Genomic DNA, 20377 nt, shown 5'->3' on the forward strand with positions numbered 1-20377 from the left:
GTTGTTAGAGGCGCCGGAGGGATGTCGTATGGGAACGAACGAGGATCGCCGGCGCCCCGTGATCATCGCCGGCGCCGGCCCAACGGGCCTCACGCTCGCCGCGGAGTTGCGACGTGGCGGGGCGGACGTCCTCCTGCTCGAGCGTCAGGTGGCCCGCCACATGGACGGCTCGCGCGCGGCGGGGCTGCAGCCGCGCACGCTGGAGATGCTCGATCAGCGGGGCGTCGTCGATCGGTTCCTGGCGGCGGGCCCCGCAAGTGACCTGCCGAACTTCGCGGGCAACAAGCTCGACTACTCGGTGCTCGCGACGCGGTTCCCGTTCGGCCTCAACATCCTCCAGATCGAAACCGAGCGCCTCCTGGAAGAGGTGGCGGACGAGCTCGGAGCCCGGCCGCTATGGGGTCGAACCGTGACCGACGCGTACGAGGTCGACGGAGGGGTCCGGGTCGTCGTCGACGGTCCCGCCGGAACCGACGCGCTCGACGGCTCCTACCTGGTCGGCTGCGACGGCGGCCGCAGCGCCGTCCGCAAGATCATGGGCGTCGGATTCCCGGGCACGGACGCGACATCGATCAATCTCCTCGCGGACGTCGAACTCGACTCGCCGCCCGAGCACCCGGTACAGCTCGAACGCCGTCCCGCAGGCTTGATCTCGGTGCTGCAGTTGCGCCCCGGGTGGTATCGCATCGTCATCACCTTGAACGAACGGCTGCCCGGGTACGACGACGCCGTCACCTTCGAAGAACTCCAGACGACCGCCGTCCGAGTCGCCGGCACCGACTACGGAATGCACAGCCCGCGGTGGATCTCCTCGTTCACGAATGCCAACCGGCAGGCCGACCGGTACCGCTCCGGCCGCATGTTCCTCGCGGGCGACTCCGCCCACATCCACCTCCCGGTCGGCGGACACGGCATCAGCATGGGCATGCAGGACGCCTTCAACCTCGGCTGGAAGCTCGCAGCCGTGATCCACGGCGACGCACCCGTCGAACTGCTCGACAGCTACCACGACGAACGCCACGCCGCGGACGCCGCGATGCTCGAACTGATTCGCGCGCAATCCCTCCTCGTCGAGCCCGGGGGCGGGAATCGCCGACCTGGCCGACGTCGTCGCCGACTTCGTGGAGCTGGACGAGGCCAACGCGCACCTCAGCACGATCGTGTCGGGGCTCGCCCTCGCGTACCCCACGGCGAGCGCACACCCCCTCGCCGGTCGCCGGGTACCCGATGCGGACATCACCACGCCGGACGGGGCGCGGCGCGTCTTCGAACTCCTCACGCCCGCCCGACCGGTCTTCCTCGACCTGGCGGCCGATCCCGATACGCGGGACTGGACGAAGCTCATCAGCGAGTGCGGCGACCGCATCAGGTACGTCTCCGCCACGCCGCTCACTACCGAGTGGGACGTGCCGGGCGTCGGAACGATCGCCACCCCGAAAGCCGTACTCGTGCGCCCTGACGGGTACGTCGCCTGGGCCGGCGACGCGGACAGGGACTCCGGTGTGCTCCGGCACGAGCTGAGCGCCGGGTTCGTTGTGGCACAAGCACAGTGACGGACCGTCTGGTCACCGCGAGGCAGACGCGAGCACCCCTGACCGGACAGCGGCGGCGGCCCGTGCGAGCCTCTCGACCAGGTCGACTGCGACCTTCGCGGGACCGTCGCCGCCGCGGGCTGCCCGGCTGACGCGATCTCTACGAGTTCTGCTCGGATCCTCTCGGCGTACCGGAGCGCCACGATGCGCGGGGTGCACCGGATCCGCGGGGTGGAGTGCGCGCACCGCGAGGAGTCGAAGATGACACGAGCTGCAGTGCCTACCATCACAGGGTGACCGCCTCGAAGAACTCGTCGTCTCCCAGCGCCGGCTCCGAGGCCGACGATGCCCGACCGCACTTGTCCGGCATCGCTTTCCGGCTGCTGGGAACGAAGACGGACGCCGAGGACGCCGTGCAGGAGGCCTACGTGCGGTGGTATCGGCTCCCCGAGGCCGAACGTGCGGGCGTGCTCAACCCCGCGGCCTGGCTCACGCGCGTGACCAGCCGGGTCTGTCTCGACGTCTTGCGCTCGGCACGGGTGCGGCGCGAGGCGTACGTCGGACCGTGGCTGCCCGAGCCGATTCGGGCAGTCGACGATCCGCAGATCGCCGATGATCCGCTCCAGGTGGCGGTGCAGAACGAGTCCGTCAGCACGGCGCTGCTGGTCGTGATGGAGTTGATGACTCCGGCCGAGCGCGTCGCGTTCGTGCTCCATGACGTCTTCGAATACGGATTCGCCGAGGTGGGGGCCATCGTCGACAGGTCGTCCGCCGCCGCTCGCCAGCTCGCGTGGTCGGCGCGCCGTCGCATCGACCAGGAGCGTGCCGCCAGCGTCGAACCCACGGAGCACGGCCGGATGGTCGCAGCGTTCGCCACTGCGTGCGAGGGCGGTGATCTCGACGGGCTGATCGGACTGCTCGACCCCTCCGTCTCCCTGACTACCGACGGCGGCGGCAGGGCGCGGGCCGCTCGCAACGTCATCGACGGCGCGAGCAAGGTGGCACGGTTCGTGCTCGGCGTGCTCGACAGACAGGCGGGCGTGCTGTTGCGGCCGGTCACCACGGGCGACGGTGCCGCGCTCGCGATGGTCCGCGACGGCGCGATCACCGGCGTCCTCAACCTCCGGGCGACACCGAGCGGCACGTCACACGTATGGATCCAGTGGAACCCGGACAAGCTCCGGACCTGGAACGACGGAACCGCCTGACATTCCGACGTGCTGCCTCGTCGATATGAGTGACTCCCCATCACCCATGCGAAAGGGCTCCCATGAAGGCCGTCGTCGTCACTGATCGCTCCGCCGGAACGAGCGGCATGCACCTCGCTGACCGTCCGCACCCGCACGCCGCCGAGAACGACGTGATCGTCCGCGTTCACGCCTCAGGCTTCACGCCCGGCGAGCTGGCGTGGCCCGGCACGTGGACCGACCGTGCGGGCCGCAATAGGACACCGAGCATCCCGGGCCACGAGGTGGCCGGTGTCGTCGCCGAACTCGGCTATGGAACGACGGGGTTCACCGTCGGCCAGCGGGTGTTCGGGCTCACCGACTGGACCCGCGACGGGTCCATGGCCGAGTACGTCGCCGTCGAGGCGCGGAACCTGGCGCCCCTCCGCGCCGACGTGGACTTCGCCGTCGCCGCGAGCCTGCCGATCTCCGGACTGACGGCCTGGCAGTGCCTCTTCACCCACGGACGTCTCGAGGTCGGGCAGCGGGTCCTGATTCACGGCGCCGCCGGCGGCGTCGGCTCCGTCGCGGTCCAGCTCGCCCGGGAGGCGGGCGCGTACGTGGTCGGCGGCGGCCGGGCGGCGGATCGGGATCGCGCGCTCGAGTTCGGCGCTCACGAGTTCATCGACCTCGCCGGCCCCGGGCTGGAGGAGCTCGATCCCGTCGACCTGGTCGTCGACGTGATCGGCGGTGAGATCGGCGCACGGTCGACCGAGGTGGTCGGCGCCGGCGGCACGCTCGTCACGATCGCCGGTCCGCCGGCGACACAACCGGCCGACGGCCGGGCGATCTTCTTCGTCGTCGAATCCGACCGGGCTCAGCTGCGCGAGATCGGGCGCCGGGTCGCGGACGGTCGGCTCCGCACCGTCATCGGCGAACGTGTCCCGCTCGACGGTGCCCCTGCGGCGTTCAACCGGGCCGCGCGACCCGCGGGAAAGATCATTGTGACAATCGGCTGAACGCCGACGCCAGGAGGCGTGGAGTGCACCTCATGCGGGGGCGGCGCCGGTGGCGACGGGGCTGGGCATCAGGGCCTGCCAGAGCGGGCTGGCGACGTTGCGGTTTCGGGCGGCGAGTTCTTCGAGGTACCAGTCCTGGCCGAGCAGCTGCTTGACGCGCGGGATCGCCTCGGAGTCCGGGCCGCTGTAGTAGTGGATCTTCTTCCGGTCGCCGTCGACGACCATTCGGTACATGACGTCGGCGGTGATCGCAGGATCGGAGCGGGTGAGGTTGAGCGAGGCGAACTTCGCCGCGGATTCGGCGTAGTCGGGAGGTACGTCCTCAGCGCGGTCGACCTTGGTGAAGATCTTCGTTTCGTGGCTGCCCGGGTGCAGAGCCTTGACCTGCACGCCGAACTCTGCGAGCTCCGCGTGCAGGCCCTCGGTGAGCGACGCGACGGCGGCCTTCGACGCCTGGTACACCGAGGTGTACGGGTAGCCGCCGTCGGCGCTGATCGAGCTGACGTTGACGATCACCCCCGACCGCTGCTCCCGGAAGATCGGGATGAACGCCTTGTTCAGGGCGATGAGGCCGAAGACGTCGCTGCGCGACCTCTACGAGACCGACCCGGACCTCGGGCACGCAGTGGTCGACGTCGAGCCGCGCCTGACGAGGATCCTCACCGCGCTGCTGAACGGATACACGGATCGGTGACGACGAACGGGCCCTCAGTCGCATCCCCGCGACTGAGGGCCCGTCCGTCGTGCGCGCTGACCGGCTACGCGCCGGCGACGGCGACCGGAGCGGACGCCAGCGCCTTGATCAGGTCCGGACGGAAGCCCGACCAGTGCTCGGTGCCGTCGACCACGACCACCGGCGCCTGCAGGTAGCCGAGCGCCAGGACGTACTCCCGCGCCTCCTCGTCGAGGCTGATGTCGACCGACCTGTACTCGACACCGGCCTTGTCGAGCGCACGGTAGGTCGCCGTGCACTGCACGCACGCGGGCTTGGTGTAGACGGTCACGTTGCTCATGCCATCAACACTACATCTAGTGTCACATGCGTGCAATTTACACAAGATGCTGTGGAAGACGCTCCACAGTCATCCCCAGCGTCTCCACCGTTCGTCCACAGCCGCATCCCCAGGACGACACGCCCTACGACGAGGGCAGCACCTCCGCGAGGAAGGAGCCTGTGTACGACTCGGGCACCGCGGCGACGTCCTCAGGTGTGCCCTGCGCGACGACGGTGCCGCCCCCACTACCGCCCTCCGGCCCCATGTCGACGATCCAGTCGGCGGTCTTGATGACGTCCAGGTTGTGCTCGATGACGATCACCGAGTTCCCCTTGTCGACCAGCCCGTCGATCACCTGCAGCAGCTTGGCGATGTCCTCGAAATGCAGGCCCGTCGTGGGCTCGTCGAGGATGTAGACCGTGCGGCCGTTGGACCGCTTCTGCAGCTCGGCCGCCAGCTTCACGCGCTGCGCCTCCCCGCCCGAGAGAGTGGTGGCGGGCTGCCCCAGCCGGACGTAGCCGAGACCGACCTCCACCAGCGTCTTGAGGTAGCGGTGGATCGAGGTGACCGCCTCGAAGAACTCGGCGGCCTCCTCGATCGGCATGTCGAGCACCTCGGCGATGTTCTTGCCCTTGTAGTGCACCTCGAGCGTCTCGCGGTTGTACCGGGCGCCGTGGCAGACCTCGCACGGGACGTAGACGTCCGGCAGGAAGTTCATCTCGATCTTGATCGTGCCGTCGCCCGAACAGGCCTCGCAGCGGCCGCCCTTGACGTTGAAGGAGAACCGACCCGGCTGATAGCCGCGCACCTTCGCCTCGGTCGTCGCCGCGAAGAGGGTGCGGACCTTGTCGAAGACGCCCGTGTAGGTGGCCGGGTTCGACCGCGGCGTCCGGCCGATCGGCGACTGATCGACCTGGACGAGCTTGTCCAGGTCGTCCAAGCCGGTCACCCGGCTGTGCCGCCCGGGGACCTGCCGCGCGCCGTTGAGCTTGTTCGCCAGCACCGTCGCCAGGATGTCGTTGACGAGGGTCGACTTGCCGGAGCCGGACACCCCGGTGACGGCCGTCAGCACACCCAGCGGGAACGAGACATCGATGTTCTTGAGGTTGTGCTCGCGCGCGCCGACCACCTTGAGCTGGCGTTTCTTGTTCACCGGGCGCCGCACAGCGGGCACCGGTAGCGAACGCCTGCCCGACAGGTAGGCGCCGGTCAGCGATTCCTTGTTCTTGAGCAGCGCCTTGTAGGTGCCGCTGTGCACGACCTTGCCGCCGTGCTCGCCCGCGTACGGCCCGATGTCGACCACCCAATCGGCCATCCGGATCGTGTCCTCGTCGTGCTCGACCACGATGAGCGTGTTACCCAGGTCGCGCAGGCGCACGAGGGTGTCGATGAGGCGGCGGTTGTCGCGCTGGTGCAGTCCGATCGACGGCTCGTCGAGCACGTACAGCACGCCGGCGAGCCCCGAGCCGATCTGCGTGGCGAGGCGGATGCGCTGTGCCTCGCCGCCGGAGAGCGAGCCCGCCGCGCGCGAGAGCGAGAGGTACTCCAGGCCCACGTCCAGCAGGAAGGCGATGCGAGCCTGTACCTCCTTGAGGACGCGGCCGGCGATCGCGGCCTCACGCGCCCCGAGTTTGAGATCGGAAAGGTAGTCCGAGCACTCCCCCACGGACATGGCCGCGACCTCGGCGATCGATTTCTCCCCGAAGCGCGGGTGGTCGAGCGTGACCGCGAGGATCTCGGGCCGCAGCCGCGCGCCCGAGCACGCGGGACACGGCACGTCGCGCATGTAGCCCTCGTAGCGCTCCTTCATCTGCTCCGACTCGGTGGACTCGAGGCGGCGGTGCAGGAAGGGCATGACGCCCTCGAACTCGGCGTAGTACGAGCGGGTGCGGCCGTACCGGTTGCGGTACTTCACGTGGACCTGATGCTCGGACCCCTCGATCACGGCCTTGCGCGCCTTCGCCGGCAGGTCCTTCCAGGGAGTGTTCAGGTCGAAGCCCATCGCGTCGGCCAGCCCCGAGAGCAACCGCAGGAAGTACTCCGCGCTCTGCCCCGACGACCAGGGCGCGATGGCACCGTCGGCCAGCGAGAGCAACGGGTCGGGCACGACGAGCTCCGGATCGACCTCCTTGCGCACGCCGAGGCCATCGCACTCGGGGCAGGCGCCGTACGGCGAGTTGAAGGAGAAGGAGCGGGGCTCGACGTCGTCGACCGCGATCGGATGACCGTTGGGGCAGGCCATCTTCTCGGAGAAACGACGCTCCCGCTCGGGATCGTTCTCCTCCCGGTCCACGAAATCGAGCACGACGATGCCGTCGGCCAGCCGCAGGGCCGTCTCGATCGAGTCGGTGAGACGCTGCTTGGCCGTCGCCTTCACCGCGAGGCGATCGATCACCACCTCGATGTCGTGCTTCTCCTGCTTCTTGAGCTTCGGCGGCTCGGCGAGCTGGTACACCACCCCGTCGATCCGGGCGCGGGAGTAGCCCTGGGTCTGCAGCTGATTGAACAGGTCGACGAACTCGCCCTTGCGGGTGCGGACGACGGGGGCGAGCACCTGGAACCGGGTACCCGGCTCCATGTCCAGTACCTGGTCGACGATCTGCTGCGGCGTCTGCCGAGCGATCACCGAGCCGCACTCCGGACAGTGCGGGGTGCCGGCGCGGGCGTAGAGCAGGCGCAGGTAGTCGTACACCTCGGTGATGGTGCCGACCGTGGACCGCGGGTTGCGGTTGGTCGACTTCTGGTCGATCGACACCGCGGGCGAGAGGCCCTCGATGAAGTCGACATCGGGCTTGTCCATCTGCCCGAGGAACTGCCGCGCGTACGCGGACAGCGATTCGACGTACCGCCGCTGCCCCTCCGCGAAGATCGTGTCGAAGGCGAGACTGGACTTGCCCGACCCGGACAGCCCGGTGAAGACGATCAGGCTGTCGCGCGGGAGGTCCACATCGACACCCCGCAGGTTGTGTTCGCGCGCCCCGCGCACGATCAGGCGATCAGCCACCGTCTTCCTTTCGTCCGGCCTTGCAGGCCCGTAGACGAGCCCGGATCAATGCTAGAGATCTCCACCGACAAGTTTTTCTCCGCGCGGTAGCGTGAGGCCCGTGACCACCACGATCAATCAGATTTCCGTCGGCGGTATGGACAACAACGTGTACCTGGTGAGTGATTCCGCCGGGCACGCGCTCCTGATCGACGCTGCCAACGAGGCCGCGCGGATCCTCGACTTCGCGCGGGACGCGGGCGGGGTGGAGCTGATCGTCACCACGCACCGTCACCTGGACCATTGGTATGCGCTGGCGGAGGTCCGCGAGGGCCTGGTCGTCCCCGCCGCCGCCGGCGTCCACGACGCCGAGGGCATCGACGCCCCCACCGATCGAACCCTCGCCGACGGCGAGGTGCTCACCGTGGGCGATCTCACCTTCGACGTCATCGAGCTGGTCGGACACACACCCGGATCGATCGCCCTCGCCCTACGCCCGGAGTTCGACGGTGCCCCGGTCCACCTGTTCACGGGCGACAGCCTGTTCCCCGGCGGCGTGGGCAAGACCGGTTCGCCCGAGGACTTCGACCGCCTGTACACCGATGTGACCACCAAGCTCTTCGACCGGTACGACGACGACACCGTCGTGCATCCCGGCCACGGCAAGGGCACCACCCTCGGCGCCGAGCGCCCGCACCTCGCCGAATGGCGCGAGCGCGGCTGGTGACTCACGCGGCCGGCTCGCCCTGCGCGGCCGGCGACCCACCGGGACGCTCCTGCCGTCGATCTACTCGGTGCGCTCCGCTGCGGCGAGGGAGTCGATGATCTCCGTGGCGTCGGCCAGTGTCGCCAGTTCGGTGACGGTGAGCGCTTCGAGCCTGGCGGCGAGCCAACGCCACTCGGCGGATTCGTCCGACTCGACCAGACTCTCGCCTCGGGCTGATGCGGCGACCCGGACCGGCCGCCCGGTGCAGTCCGGACGGTACCGTGCCACCAGGCCACTACAGGTCAGCGCGACCACGATCGGGGCCAATGTCTGCGGGCGCACGTGTTCGGTGCGGGCGAGCTCGCGCAGTGTCAGCGGACCGTCGTGGGCGATCGTGGCGAGCGCCGACATCGGCGACAACGTCAGCTCGACATGGAGATGGCGGTAGCGCAGTTGGCGCGCGAGAGCGGTCACGGCCGCGACGATCCGTCCGGCGAGCACCTCGTTCGCGTCTGGCATGGTGCGTACCTTTCCGTCCATGGTGGGCGTCAGCGCTCTGGAACGTCTCCGTCGCCACGTTGGTGCCCACAGGCCTCACAGGTGTCGGCTTCGAAGTTCCGTGCTTGGACGACCGCGTTGTTGACCACGAGGCTTCGGAATCGGCCCGAGAGGTTCGCGACGAGGTACGGAGCGAGGCCCTCGGATTCGTAGTCGATGGCGCCCAGCGACATCAGCAGAACCGGCCAGTCGTCCGGTGAGAACCTGGTGGTCCGCCACAGCCCGATGGTTCCGCGCCGCGCCTCACCCCAGGGCAAGTAGGTGTCGTCGCACTCGCCGATCGCTTCGTGGCCGACGCCGAGCGGTGCGACGTCGATCGTGTAGGCGCCCTGCTGACAGTAGAACTTGAGCATGCCGAGCAGATTGTTGAGATCGCGTCGGCGAGCAAGGATCTGCTCAGGACTCCAGACGCTGATGCACGACCGGAATCGGCCCGGCCCGTACGTGTCGATGATCGCCTTGTAGTCGTCGGGCAGCCGCCCCAGTTCGGATTCGATGGAATCCCAATCCCTCGGACGAGGCGCCACCTCCGGCGGAGTCACCAGCGACAGAAGACCCGCGAGGCAGACGTGGTCGTCCCCCTGGGTTTCGCGCCCGGTCGTCGGCGGATCGTCGGGAGAATCGACCTTCCCATTGTCGGTGCGGCTACCCCACGGATCCGTCATACGTCTACCCACCTCTCACTCCGATGTGTGCGGCACTCGGCGTCGCCGCCGGCGCGAGGCCGCGGGAACACCATCGATCGGCATAGCTCTGTTAAGGCATCCCTCAAGCGGGATGGTGCGCCTGAGCCGCCCCATCAATCCACACAGGAGTCGGGGGTACACCGTCGATCTGTACTCGAATCCGATTCCGCGCCATCCGAACCGGCATCCGAGCGTCACCTCTCCTGCTGCCCCAGGAAGGGTCGTCGAGGCCTGGCGCATGGGTTCTGAGGTCCACACCGGCTTCAACGTTGATCGGTATATTGACCCACGTTCGAGATCAGGGCAACCGTGGCACCGCCCCACCGAACACACCGGGAGCCGCTGACGCGCCTGGCAAAATCGTTACTTAACCAAAACTCCCAGGTGAATCACTGTGCGCGCCGGTATCGACTGGAATCGCCTGCGTCCGTACGGATGCCGGAAGTGAGCAAACTAACGGGCGAGTGGCCCGGATCACATGAGGCGAATGTCGACGGGAATCGACACGAGGTCGACGACGAGCAGCACGGAACGACTATGCCGATTTCCCTGCTTCACGGGCCGATCGAAGGTCGTCGCGGACGCTCTCCGTCCGCCCTCGTGGTTTTCCCGGGGGGACGGGTCACAGCGTCGAGGGGATGTCGATGTCGCGCTTCTGGACCTTGCCGGTGGCGCCCTTGGGGAGCTCGGGCATCAGCCAGACGTGGCGCGGGTACTTGTAGGAGGCGACCCGGTCCTTGACGTACGCGCGGATCTCATCGGTGGTGACGGTGACGCCCGGTTTGAGGACCACGGCGGCGCCGACCTCCTCGCCGAGCGACTCGTGCGGGAGCCCGACGACGGCGGCCTCGGCGATCCCGGGGTGCCCGTAGAGCACCTCCTCGATCTCGCGGGGGTAGACGTTGTATCCGCCGCGGATGATCAGTTCCTTCTTGCGGTCGACGATGGAGAAGTAGCCGTCCTCGTCCACGATGCCGATGTCGCCGGTGGAGAACCACCCGTCCTCGTCGATCGCGGCGGCGGTGGCCTCGGGCATGTTCCAGTAGCCCCTCATCACGTTGTGGCCGCGTACCTGGATCTCGCCGCGCTCCCCCGTGGGAACGGGCGCACCGTCGTCGCCGATCACCCGCATCTCGACGCCCTCGATGGGCGTGCCGATGGTCCCGGCCTTCCGGGGCTTGTCCGGGTGGTTGTACGACGCGACCGGCGACGTCTCGGAGAGTCCGTAGCCTTCCATGATGATCGCGCCGAACGCCTCCTCGAAGTCGGAGATCACCCGCACCGGCAGGGCAGCGCCGCCGGAGCAGCAGGTCCGGAGCGAGGAGACGTCGTCGTCGGGCCGAATCGCGGCGACCATGGCGCCGTACATCGTCGGGACGCCGAGGAAGACGGTGACGCGGTCGCGGGCGATCACCTCGATTGCCTTGCGCGCGTCGAACCGCGCCATCAACGTCAACGAAGCACCGAACAACACGGATGCAAGAAGCCCACAGCTCAGGCCGAAGACGTGGAACAACGGCAGGCACCCCATCACCACGTCATCCGGTGAGTACTGCCCCAGCGTCCGGCCGAACACCTCGGCATTGCGCCCCATCCCGGTGTGCGTCAAGGTCGCGCCTTTCGGCTTCCCTGTCGTACCCGATGTGTGCAGGATGACGGCGGTGTCGGAATCCGCACGAGGCTCGACCGACCACAGCGGTTCGACCCCGGACAGCAGGGCCGTGAGCGCGTCGTCATCGGCCACGTGCACGGCCGCCCCGGCCGCCCGCGCACCCGCCTCGGCCTCCTCCACGAACACCGGATCAGCGAACAGAATCCTCGCCCCACTATTGGCCAGGTAGTACTCCACCTCGCCCGCTTTCAACAACGGATTCATCGGAACCACCACCGCTCCGCGTCGCAGAATCCCGTAGAAGACGATCGCGAATGCCGGCGTATTCGGCAACATCACCCCCACGCGATCCCCCGGTCCCACCCCCAAATCCCCGAGAAACGACGCGACGCGAGCAGAAGCCTCGTCCAACGCGGCGTAGCTGTACTCGGCTGCATCACATTTGAGCGCCAGCGAGTCCGGACGGACCCCGGCCGTGGTCACCAACGCCTCGGCGAGATTGGACATGTTCTCTCCCTTCGGAACATCCTGAGAGCTCAGATGATCCGCACGCGCTGTGACGCACAGACCGTGGCCGTCGATCGTGCCGCAGCGGCCGGGTAACCGGGTACCGAGGTGATCATGGTCTGGCGCCGCGCTCCATTCTTCGATGCAGAGCAGGTCTACCGAAGTAGCGCAACAGTGAAGCGCGGCACCAGCAAATACTCACAATCCATCCGATACTCCGAGAGCGGGCTCCACTACGGGGTGAATGGCGGAATCCCACCACCACCACGTGTGACGCGCTCTCCGGCTTTACTGTAAGTAACAACAATCGTTCCGTCACCCCGCTGTTCCTATGAGATCGAACACTGTGAAGTAGCAGTGATCACGCGAGTATTCGTTGCATCACGCCGAATACCGGGCAGAAAGGATGAATCGTGAACGCGGTTCACGTGTGCTCGGGCGACGGACGGGGCCGCCGACCGACGCCCGTCCCTCTCGGGCCGGACGGGGGTCGCAGCGCGAACTCAGCGGATCGTGGAGAATGGACGGTCTGATTCAGCGCAGCCGTCCACGAGGAGTCCTGTGACCACCGACGCCGTCGATCCCCTGCTCACCGAGGAGCAGGCCCACCTCGATCGCGTGTACGCCCGGATCGACGCCATGCGCAGCACCGCGAACCGCCGGCGGGCCGACAACCTGCAGGAGGTCGGCGAGAACCCGCAGGAGATCTCCGAGCGGGACTCGTACCACCAGCTCTACACCGACGACATCGCCAAGTACGACGCCGCCGAGCAGAACCTCTACTTCGGCCGCCTCGACATGGCCGGCGAGGACACCGACGCGGTCCGCCGCATCGGGCGGATCGGCGTCCTCGATGACGACGAGGACCTGAGCACCCTGCTCCTCGACTGGCGCGCGCCGCTCGCGCGCCCGTTCTACCTCGCCACCCCCGCCCAGCCGGAGGGGGTCGCAGTGCGGCGCCACGTCCGGACCCGGGGGCGTGAGCTGACGGGCGTGGTCGCCGAACGCCTCACCCTCACCGGTTCCGGGCCCGGCAGCGAGACCGGGGCTACCGCCGACCCCGGTCAGGGACTCGGCTCCAATGTCGCGGGCGAATCCGCCCTGGTCGAGGCGCTGAACCGGGCACGCACCGGGCACATGGCGGACATCGTCGAGACCATCCAGCGGGAGCAGGACGCGATCATCCGGTCCGAGCACCGCGGCGTGCTCGTCGTGCAGGGCGGACCCGGCACCGGCAAGACGGCGGTCGCGCTGCACCGCGCCGCCTACCTGCTCTACACCTACCGGCAGAACCTCTCCCGCACCGGCGTGCTCATCGTCGGGCCGAACGAGACCTTCCTCAACTACATCAGTCAGGTGCTCCCCAGCCTCGGCGAGACGGGCGTGCTGCTCAGCACCGTCGGCGATCTGTACCCGGGCGTCATCGCGACGCTCGAGGACACCGCCGCCGCGGCCCGGCTCAAGGGATCGACCGCCATGGTCGAGGTGTGCAAGCAGGCGGTGCGCGGGTGGCAGACGGTGCCCGACGAGCCGATCGTCATGAAGTTCGACGGCTACCCGCTGATCCTCGACAAGAAGCTGGCGACCCGGGCCCGCGGCCGGGCGCGGAGCTCGCGGCGCCCGCACAACACCGCACGCGCGATCTTCCGGCAGTCCGCACTCGACGCCCTGGCCGCCCAGCACGCGGCGACGATCGGCTCGTCGGTGGTCGACAACACGATGCTGCTCTCCCGGACCGACATCTCCGACATCCGCGACGAGCTGGCACAGGACCCCGAGGTGCTCGGCGCCCTCGATCAGCTGTGGCCTGCGCTCACGCCGCAACGGGTTCTGACCGAACTCCTGCGCGACGAGGACCGGCTCGCCGAGGCTGCGCCCGACCTCACGGATGCCGAACGTGCGGAGCTGCGCCGCCCACTCACCACGGGGATCGACGGCAAGCCCGCCTTCTCCCCCGCCGATGCGCCGCTGTTGGACGAGATCGCGGAGTTCCTGGGCGACGACGACGTGGACGCCGACGAGGCGGAACGCCAGTGGCGGCAGCGGCTGGAGGAGGCGCAGGAGGCGCTCGACATTCTGACCGGCTCCGCTCCGCAGGACCTCGACGACGAGTTCGACGCCGAGATCCTCATGGCGTACGACCTGATCGACGCCGAGCAGCTGGCGCAGCGGCAGACGGTGCGCGAGTTCAACTCCACCGCGGACCGGGCGCGGGAGGACCGGACGTGGACCTTCGGCCACATCATCGTCGACGAGGCGCAGGAGCTGTCGGCGATGGCCTGGCGGATGCTGATGCGCCGCAGCCCGAACCGGTGGATGACGCTGGTGGGTGACACCGCGCAGACCGGCGACGCCGCCGGGATGACCAGCTGGGGCGAGGCCCTCGATCCCTACGTACCGGGCCGGTTCGTCGTCGCGGAACTGACGGTGAACTACCGCACGCCCAAGGAGATCATGGATCTCGCGGCGGACGTGCTGGCCGAGATCGACCCGGCCCTTTCTCCGCCGGCGTCGGTGCGGTCAGGGGCGCAGCCGCCCCGCCTCGTGCGGGTCGACGGTGACCGGCCGCTCGTCGAGGCGGTGCGGGCCGAACTGCCGCGCGACGAGGACCGGCTGACGGCGGTGCTGGCACCGTCGAACCTCGTGGCCCCGCTCCGCCGCCTGACGGCCCCGAACGTGCGGGTCATGAGCGTCCGTGACGCGAAGGGCCTCGAGTTCGACCACGTCGTCGTGGTCGAGCCGGGGCTGATCGTGGGCGAGCCGGCGGAGGTCGAGTTCGACCGGGGGTTGCGGGACCTGTACGTGGCCCTGACGCGAGCGACCCAGACGTTGACCGTGGTCACGTCCGGGTCGCTACCGCGCGCACTGCGCGCGCTGGAGGCCTGAGCCCCCGGGGGTACTACGTGGTGTGGACGATGAGGATGTCCACGGAGGTCTTGCGGGCGGCGTCCGAGGGGACGGAGCCCAGCAGGCGACCGGTGAGGGAGTTCATACCCTTGTTGCCCACCACGAGCAGCGCGGGCTCGGGCAGCGACTTGACCAGGTCCAGCAGCGCATCCACGGGCTGGCCCTTGATGGCACGCTTCTCCACCTCGCTCGCGCCCGCCTTGAGCGCGCGCCCCTCGGCGGTGCGCAGCATGTCGTTGACCGGGTTCGCGCCCTGCAGCTGGTACGCGTCGGCACCCAGGATGTCCGCGGCGGCGGGGTCGGCGCCCTCGCTCGGCAGGAACGCGCAGGCGATCACCAGCTTCGCGTCGCCGGACAGTGCAGCGGCGCGCTCCACGGCGCGCAGCGACGACTCCGAGCCGTCGGTGCCGACGACGATCGTGCTGTAGCCACTCATCGAGTCTCCTCTTTCTCTACTCCAGCGGAGTTCTGTCGTTGGAAAGCCCTAGCAATGTGTCTCCGACACCATAGCCTCCTCCTCCCCCGGAACAGGCAGTTTGCGGCACGGGACACACCGCAACGGCCGGTGTTGCCGGATTCGCAGGTCATTGCAAGCCGGCGGCGTCCATTCCGCGGAGCTCCTTCTTCAGATCCGCGATCTCGTCGCGGATCCGGCCTGCGAGCTCGAATTGCAGCTCCCGCGCGGCGTTCATCATCTGGTCGGTGAGTTCGGCGATCAGATCGGCGAGCTCGGCGCGGGGCATCGACTTGACGTCCTCCCCCTCGTACATGCCGGCGCTGACGGCGGACACCGATCGCAGCTCGCCCTGCGCGCGCCGGCCGCGCGTGGCATTGCGCCCCGATCCGCCGATGGCCTGCTCCGTGTCGTCCGCCTCCGTGTACACCTGATCGAGGATGTCGGCGATCTTCTTCCGCAGCGGCTTCGGATCGACGCCCATCTTCGTGTTGTACGCGATCTGTTTCTCGCGGCGGCGCTCCGTCTCCTCGATCGCCACGCGCATCGATTCGGTCACCTTGTCGGCGTACATGTGCACCTCGCCCGAGACGTTGCGCGCCGCACGGCCGATCGTCTGGATGAGGGAGGTGGTGGACCGGAGGAAGCCCTCCTTGTCGGCGTCGAGGATCGCGACCAGCGACACCTCGGGCAGGTCGAGGCCCTCACGCAGGAGGTTGATGCCGACCAGCACGTCGTACTCGCCGAGCCGCAGTTGGCGCAGCAGCTCGACCCGGCGCAGGGTATCGATGTCGCTGTGCAGGTAGCGCACCCGGATCCCCGCGTCGAGCAGGTAGTCGGTGAGGTCCTCCGCCATCTTCTTGGTGAGCGTGGTGACGAGGACCCGCTCGTCCCGCTCCGTGCGGTCGCGGATCTCGTGGATCAGGTCGTCGATCTGGCCCTTGGTGGGCTTGATCACCACCTGCGGATCGACCAGGCCCGTGGGGCGGATCACCTGCTCGACGAACTCGCCGCCGGTCTGCCCGAGCTCGTACTGCCCCGGCGTCGCAGACAGGTACACCGTCTGCCCGATGCGCTCGGTGAACTCCTCCCAGGTGAGCGGGCGGTTGTCGACCGCCGAGGGCAGCCGGAAGCCGAAGTCCACCAGGTTGCGCTTGCGGGAGGCGTCCCCCTCGAACATGGCGCCGATCTGCGGCACCGTCACGTGCGACTCGTCGATCACCAGGAGGAAGTCCTCCGGGAAGTAGTCGATCAGGGTGGCCGGCGCCGAGCCCGCGGCGCGACCGTCGATGTGGCGGCTGTAGTTCTCGATGCCGGAACAGAACCCGACCTGCCGCATCATCTCGATGTCGTACTGGGTGCGCATCCGCAAGCGCTGAGCCTCGAGCAGCTTGCCCTGCCGCTCGAACTCGGCCAGCCGCTCCTCGAGTTCCTGCTCGATCCCCTCGATCGCCCGGGCCATCCGCTCCGGGCCGGCGACGTAGTGCGTCGCGGGGAAGATCCGCAGGTCGTCGACCTGGCGGACGATGTCCCCGGTGAGCGGGTGCAGGTAGTACAGCGCCTCGATCTCGTCCCCGAAGAACTCGATCCGGATGGCGAGCTCCTCGTACGAGGGGATGATCTCGACGGTGTCCCCCCGCACCCGGAAGGACCCGCGGGTGAAGGCCGTGTCGTTGCGGTTGTACTGGACGTCGACCAGCAGGCGCAGCAGCGCGTCCCGGTCCACCTCCATGCCCACCTCCAGCTGCACGGAGCGGTCGAGATAGCTCTGCGGCGTGCCGAGGCCGTAGATGCACGACACCGATGCCACCACGACCACGTCCCGCCGGGAGAGCAGGGACGAGGTGGCGGAGTGCCGCAGCCGCTCCACGTCGTCGTTGATCGAGGAGTCCTTCTCGATGTACGTGTCCGACTGCGCGATGTACGCCTCGGGTTGGTAGTAGTCGTAGTACGAGACGAAGTACTCGACGGCGTTGTTCGGCAGCATCGCCCGCAGCTCGTTGGCCAGCTGCGCGGCCAGCGTCTTATTCGGGGCCATGATCAGCGTGGGGCGCTGCACCCGTTCGATCAGCCACGCCGTGGTGGCCGACTTACCGGTGCCCGTGGCGCCCAGCAGCACCACGTCCCGCTCACCCGCCTTGAGTCTGCGCTCGAGGTCCGCGATGGCCGTGGGCTGATCGCCCGCCGGCTCGTACTCGCTGACCACCGTGAACTCCGCCGGGGCCCGCTCGATCTCTCCGATCGGCCGGTGCTCGGAGTGCGCCACCACCGGTTGCTCTGCCGCGAATGCCATGGAACCAGCGTAGGCCGACCCACCGACAAGTTCGGTGCGACCGCCGCCGGCCGTCAGTCCTTGCGCGCGACGATCACGTCCCGCGTGATCGACCGGTCCACCCGATGCCGCAGATCGTCGTACCCGGGACCGTCCAGCACCGTCAGGCCCCGGGATTCGAGCAGGGCCGCGATGCGGTCCCGGGGCGCGACGCGGGTGTTCCACGCCAGCCCCATCGCGCCGCCGGCGCGGAGCCGGGAGGCCCAGCCCGGGAGGGCGCCGTCGAGAAGGTCGAGCGGGTCGCGCACCAGGCCGCGCGGACCGCGGCTACCGTGCTGCACGCCGTAGGGCAGGTCGCCCACCACCACGTCGATGCTGCCGGGCTTGACCAGCTGAGAGGTGATCATCGTGTCGGCGGCGTAGAAGGTGAGCGACTGCTTGTGTCCGGCCAGGTAGTCGGCCTTCTCCGCCGCGAACTCCACCTCGTACTTCTTCGCGATCACCGACTTCTCGCGACGGACCGGGGTGGTCGCGGCGGCGTGCTTGAACCGGTGGTCCTTGAGCCAGGTGGTGAAGAAGGAGCTGTAGAGCTCGAAGTCCTTGACGTCCACGTCGACACCGACGGCGTCCAGCCCGTACATCGCGGCCTGGCTCAACGTGGTGCCGCGGCCGCACACCGGGTCGAGCACGCGCAGCGTCCCGTCGAGAACCCCGTCGGGCCGCGCGCTGGAGGCCGCGGTCACGTTCAGCACGAGCCGGGTGAACTGCTCGTTCGTCTTGCCCTGGTACTTGAGGATGGTCAGCAAGTCGGAGGGGTAGCGCTCCGGCGAGGGCACTGCGATGGGGCGCAGCAGCTCGCCCTCGTGCGCGAAGAGCGCGTAGAAGGCCGAGGTGAGACCCAGGAACCCGAGGTCGCGCTCGGTGAGCTCGTCCGCCTCGAAGACCAGGTGCTCGACGCCCGCCACTCCCCGGCTCTCGACGGGGCCGATCCGCCCGCCCAGCGCGGCACGGCTGAGCACGGTCAGTTCCGCCCGCACCATCGACGCCGTCGCCTCGGCGTAGACACGGTTCGCGGCGGGGGCTGGGAGCAGGGAGTACTGGGGCACGGCAGAGATCGTACGTGGGACGTCCGGACCGAACGCCCCGCGTGGTCCCGGTGACGCCGCCACCCGGGAATCCCGGCGTGGCGTCGTATCGTGGACGGATGGACGCGGACGTGACCTTCGAGCTCGCCGTCGACGGGGCGGCGGCGATCGGCGCGGTCGGTGGCGGCTGGTTGGACCTGACGGTGCTCGACGCGGCGGAGGACGCCGTGCCCGCACTCCTCGACGCGGCGCGGGAGCGGGCGTCCGGCCTGGACGGCATCCTGGTCCGCACCCACGACGACGCTCTCGGTGCGCTGCTCCGGCGCCACGGCTTCCGGCCGTCCGGCGCCGTCGCCGGACGGCCACGAGGGCGCACCGAGGTGACGCTGGTGCTGCGGCTCCGTGCCGACGCCGCGATCGACGACGGCGCCGTGCACCCGCCCAAGCGCGAAACCTTCGACCCACCGGCCATGACGAACACCGACCCCAAGGGCTTCGTCCGGGAGGTCGAGGAGTTCCGGGAGACGGCCTTCGGGCTGTACGTCGCCCGCCGCGCGGACCACCCGAAGTTCGATGCGATCGAGTCCTGGCTGCTGCCGGCCTTCGACCTGCGGGCGACGATCTTTCACTTCACCCCCGGTCACGAGCGCGACCAACGCGTGTACCTCGATGTCGCGCGGGTCTGGCGCGACGGGAACATCTGGCACAGCGAGGACTGGTACCTCGACCTCGTCGAGCACCCGGGCCGCCCGATCGAGCTCATCGACGTCGACGAACTGCTCGCGGCCGCAGCCGCGGACCTCCTCAGCGCGGGCGACGCCGAGCGGGCGCTGCTCGCCGCGACACGGGCGGTCGCCGGCACCGCGGCGCACGGCCACAGCGTGGACAGGTGGCTGGCCGCGGAGGGGGCGCCCGTCAGCTGGCGCTGACGTCCGGTGCCGCCGCGCCGCGCAGGCCCGGAATCCGCGCCTCCAGCCCGTCGAGCAGAACCTGCAGGCCCAGTTCGAAGCCGGCGTCGGGGTCCCCCGGCCCGCTGTAGTGCTCGCCGACGACCGAACCGACGCGTCCTGCGATCGGGTACCTCCCCTGCGGCATCAGCGTGGCCAGCTCCGGACCCACGACCTCCCACCACTGCGCGTCGGTCAGCGGCCGGGACGCGGCGCCCCGCGCGCCGGAGCTGCGGGCGGCGCCCGCCGCGAAACTCTCGAGGAGGACGACCAGCCAGTCGCGTTCGAGGTCAGTGATCGGCAGGTCCTCCAGGAGGGCGAGCTGCGCCTCGTACTGCCCGATCCTCCCGGGCCCCAGCACATCGCGCCACGACGGCGCGTCGAGCAGCCACGTGTGCGCGAGGTACTCGTCGCGTCGGGCCCGGACGGCGGCGACGAGCGCGTCGCGCAGCGCGGCCCGGTGCTCGATCGGCGGCTGCGCCGCCGCGACCGCATCGACCATGAGAGCCACCAACACATCGCGGGTCGGGACGTAGGTGTAGACGCTCATCGGCCCCACGCCCAACCTCCCGGCGAGCGCGCGCATGGTGACCGCGGGCAACCCCTCGGCGTCGGCGAGCTCGATCGCGGAGGCCACCACCTCGTCGACGGTGAGCCGCTGCTTGGGCCCCTTGCGGCCCCGGGCGGGCTCGCCCGCCTCGGACCGCCACAGCAGCCTGACCAGTGCACGACCCTCGTCCTCGGGATTCATCGACATCTTTCTCCGTACTGTGTACACTGTTCAGGTACTCCGTACAACGTACTCTATTCGACTTCCGCGAAGGACGCGCCCTGAGCCTCGAAGCCACGTACCTCCCCGACCTCCACCAGTTCGCCCTCTGGTCCTCCCATCACCTCGACGATCCCGCTCGCGCGACGGTCATCCCCCTGGTCGTCCCGGTCGACGGT

The 20377-nt window shown here is 69.0% G+C and carries 17 protein-coding genes and 1 pseudogene; 8 read left to right on the forward strand and 10 right to left on the reverse strand.

Features of this window, described 5'->3' with window-relative positions; translation table 11 throughout:
* Window positions 1–28: 28 nt before the first annotated feature.
* The 4 genes and pseudogenes from AC21LY_RS22985 to AC21LY_RS23000 all read left to right on the forward strand — a co-directional run.
* A pseudogene (locus tag AC21LY_RS22985) lies at window positions 29–1030 on the forward strand (FAD-dependent monooxygenase); the annotation flags it as partial.
* Between the two features lie 130 nt (window positions 1031–1160).
* The gene (locus tag AC21LY_RS22990; RefSeq protein WP_489048922.1) at window positions 1161–1553 is read left to right on the forward strand and encodes an aromatic-ring hydroxylase C-terminal domain-containing protein; all 393 of its coding nucleotides are present in this window, start codon (window positions 1161–1163) and stop codon (window positions 1551–1553) included.
* A gap of 272 nt (window positions 1554–1825) precedes the next feature.
* A complete protein-coding gene (gene sigJ / locus AC21LY_RS22995; RefSeq protein WP_489048896.1) occupies window positions 1826–2740 on the forward strand; it encodes an RNA polymerase sigma factor SigJ in 915 nt (304 codons plus the stop codon).
* A 62-nt stretch (window positions 2741–2802) separates the two neighbouring features.
* Window positions 2803–3717 carry an NADP-dependent oxidoreductase gene (locus tag AC21LY_RS23000; RefSeq protein WP_489048897.1) on the forward strand — a complete coding sequence of 305 codons (915 nt, stop codon included), beginning with the start codon at window positions 2803–2805 and terminating at the stop codon, window positions 3715–3717.
* A gap of 30 nt (window positions 3718–3747) precedes the next feature.
* Here AC21LY_RS23000 and AC21LY_RS23005 read toward each other — a convergent pair whose 3' ends face one another.
* Entirely contained in the window at window positions 3748–4284 is a 537-nt protein-coding gene (locus AC21LY_RS23005) for an SDR family NAD(P)-dependent oxidoreductase (protein ID WP_489048923.1), read from the reverse strand.
* Between AC21LY_RS23005 and AC21LY_RS23010 the strand changes: the two genes are divergently transcribed.
* Window positions 4283–4411, forward strand: coding sequence for a hypothetical protein (locus tag AC21LY_RS23010; protein ID WP_489048898.1), 129 nt, complete (start codon window positions 4283–4285; stop codon window positions 4409–4411). The two genes, AC21LY_RS23005 and AC21LY_RS23010, sit on opposite strands and share 2 nt — an antisense overlap.
* Before the next feature lie 64 nt (window positions 4412–4475).
* On the opposite strand, the gene nrdH is transcribed toward AC21LY_RS23010, so the two are convergent.
* Window positions 4476–4730: a glutaredoxin-like protein NrdH gene (gene nrdH / locus AC21LY_RS23015; protein ID WP_489048899.1), complete on the reverse strand. Its 255-nt coding sequence runs from the start codon at window positions 4728–4730 to the stop codon at window positions 4476–4478.
* 124 nt (window positions 4731–4854) lie between these two features.
* Window positions 4855–7716, reverse strand: a complete 2862-nt coding sequence (gene uvrA, locus AC21LY_RS23020; protein WP_489048900.1) for an excinuclease ABC subunit UvrA — start codon at window positions 7714–7716, stop codon at window positions 4855–4857.
* A gap of 136 nt (window positions 7717–7852) precedes the next feature.
* Here uvrA and AC21LY_RS23025 point away from each other — a divergent pair, with 136 nt between their 5' ends.
* On the forward strand, window positions 7853–8422 hold the full coding sequence (locus AC21LY_RS23025) for an MBL fold metallo-hydrolase (RefSeq protein ID WP_489048924.1): 570 nt from the start codon (window positions 7853–7855) through the stop codon (window positions 8420–8422).
* 60 nt (window positions 8423–8482) lie between these two features.
* Here AC21LY_RS23025 and AC21LY_RS23030 read toward each other — a convergent pair whose 3' ends face one another.
* From AC21LY_RS23030 to AC21LY_RS23040, 3 genes are all read right to left on the reverse strand, one after another.
* A complete protein-coding gene (locus AC21LY_RS23030) occupies window positions 8483–8920 on the reverse strand; it encodes a MarR family winged helix-turn-helix transcriptional regulator (protein ID WP_489048901.1) in 438 nt (145 codons plus the stop codon).
* A gap of 29 nt (window positions 8921–8949) precedes the next feature.
* Entirely contained in the window at window positions 8950–9624 is a 675-nt protein-coding gene (locus tag AC21LY_RS23035) for a hypothetical protein (protein ID WP_489048902.1), read from the reverse strand.
* A 643-nt stretch (window positions 9625–10267) separates the two neighbouring features.
* A complete protein-coding gene (locus AC21LY_RS23040; RefSeq protein ID WP_489048903.1) occupies window positions 10268–11764 on the reverse strand; it encodes a long-chain-fatty-acid--CoA ligase in 1497 nt (498 codons plus the stop codon).
* A 561-nt stretch (window positions 11765–12325) separates the two neighbouring features.
* Between AC21LY_RS23040 and AC21LY_RS23045 the strand changes: the two genes are divergently transcribed.
* Window positions 12326–14650, forward strand: a complete 2325-nt coding sequence (locus AC21LY_RS23045; protein ID WP_489048904.1) for a HelD family protein — start codon at window positions 12326–12328, stop codon at window positions 14648–14650.
* A 13-nt stretch (window positions 14651–14663) separates the two neighbouring features.
* On the opposite strand, the gene AC21LY_RS23050 is transcribed toward AC21LY_RS23045, so the two are convergent.
* The 3 genes from AC21LY_RS23050 to AC21LY_RS23060 form a co-directional block, all read right to left on the reverse strand.
* A complete protein-coding gene (locus AC21LY_RS23050) occupies window positions 14664–15107 on the reverse strand; it encodes a universal stress protein (RefSeq protein ID WP_489048905.1) in 444 nt (147 codons plus the stop codon).
* Window positions 15108–15255: 148 nt separating this feature from the next.
* Window positions 15256–17418 (reverse strand): excinuclease ABC subunit UvrB, encoded by a 2163-nt coding sequence (gene uvrB / locus AC21LY_RS23055; protein WP_489048906.1) that lies wholly within the window; start codon window positions 17416–17418, stop codon window positions 15256–15258.
* 53 nt (window positions 17419–17471) lie between these two features.
* Window positions 17472–18503 carry a TRM11 family SAM-dependent methyltransferase gene (locus tag AC21LY_RS23060; RefSeq protein WP_489048907.1) on the reverse strand — a complete coding sequence of 344 codons (1032 nt, stop codon included), beginning with the start codon at window positions 18501–18503 and terminating at the stop codon, window positions 17472–17474.
* Window positions 18504–18952: 449 nt separating this feature from the next.
* Here AC21LY_RS23060 and AC21LY_RS23065 point away from each other — a divergent pair, with 449 nt between their 5' ends.
* Window positions 18953–19411, forward strand: a complete 459-nt coding sequence (locus AC21LY_RS23065; protein WP_489048925.1) for a ribonuclease FAU-1 family protein — start codon at window positions 18953–18955, stop codon at window positions 19409–19411.
* Here AC21LY_RS23065 and AC21LY_RS23070 read toward each other — a convergent pair.
* Window positions 19398–20186, reverse strand: coding sequence for a TetR/AcrR family transcriptional regulator (locus AC21LY_RS23070; protein WP_489048908.1), 789 nt, complete (start codon window positions 20184–20186; stop codon window positions 19398–19400). The two genes, AC21LY_RS23065 and AC21LY_RS23070, sit on opposite strands and share 14 nt — an antisense overlap.
* Between the last annotated feature and the right edge of the window lie 191 nt (window positions 20187–20377).

Source organism: Tsukamurella sp. II2bb, assembly GCF_057815145.1.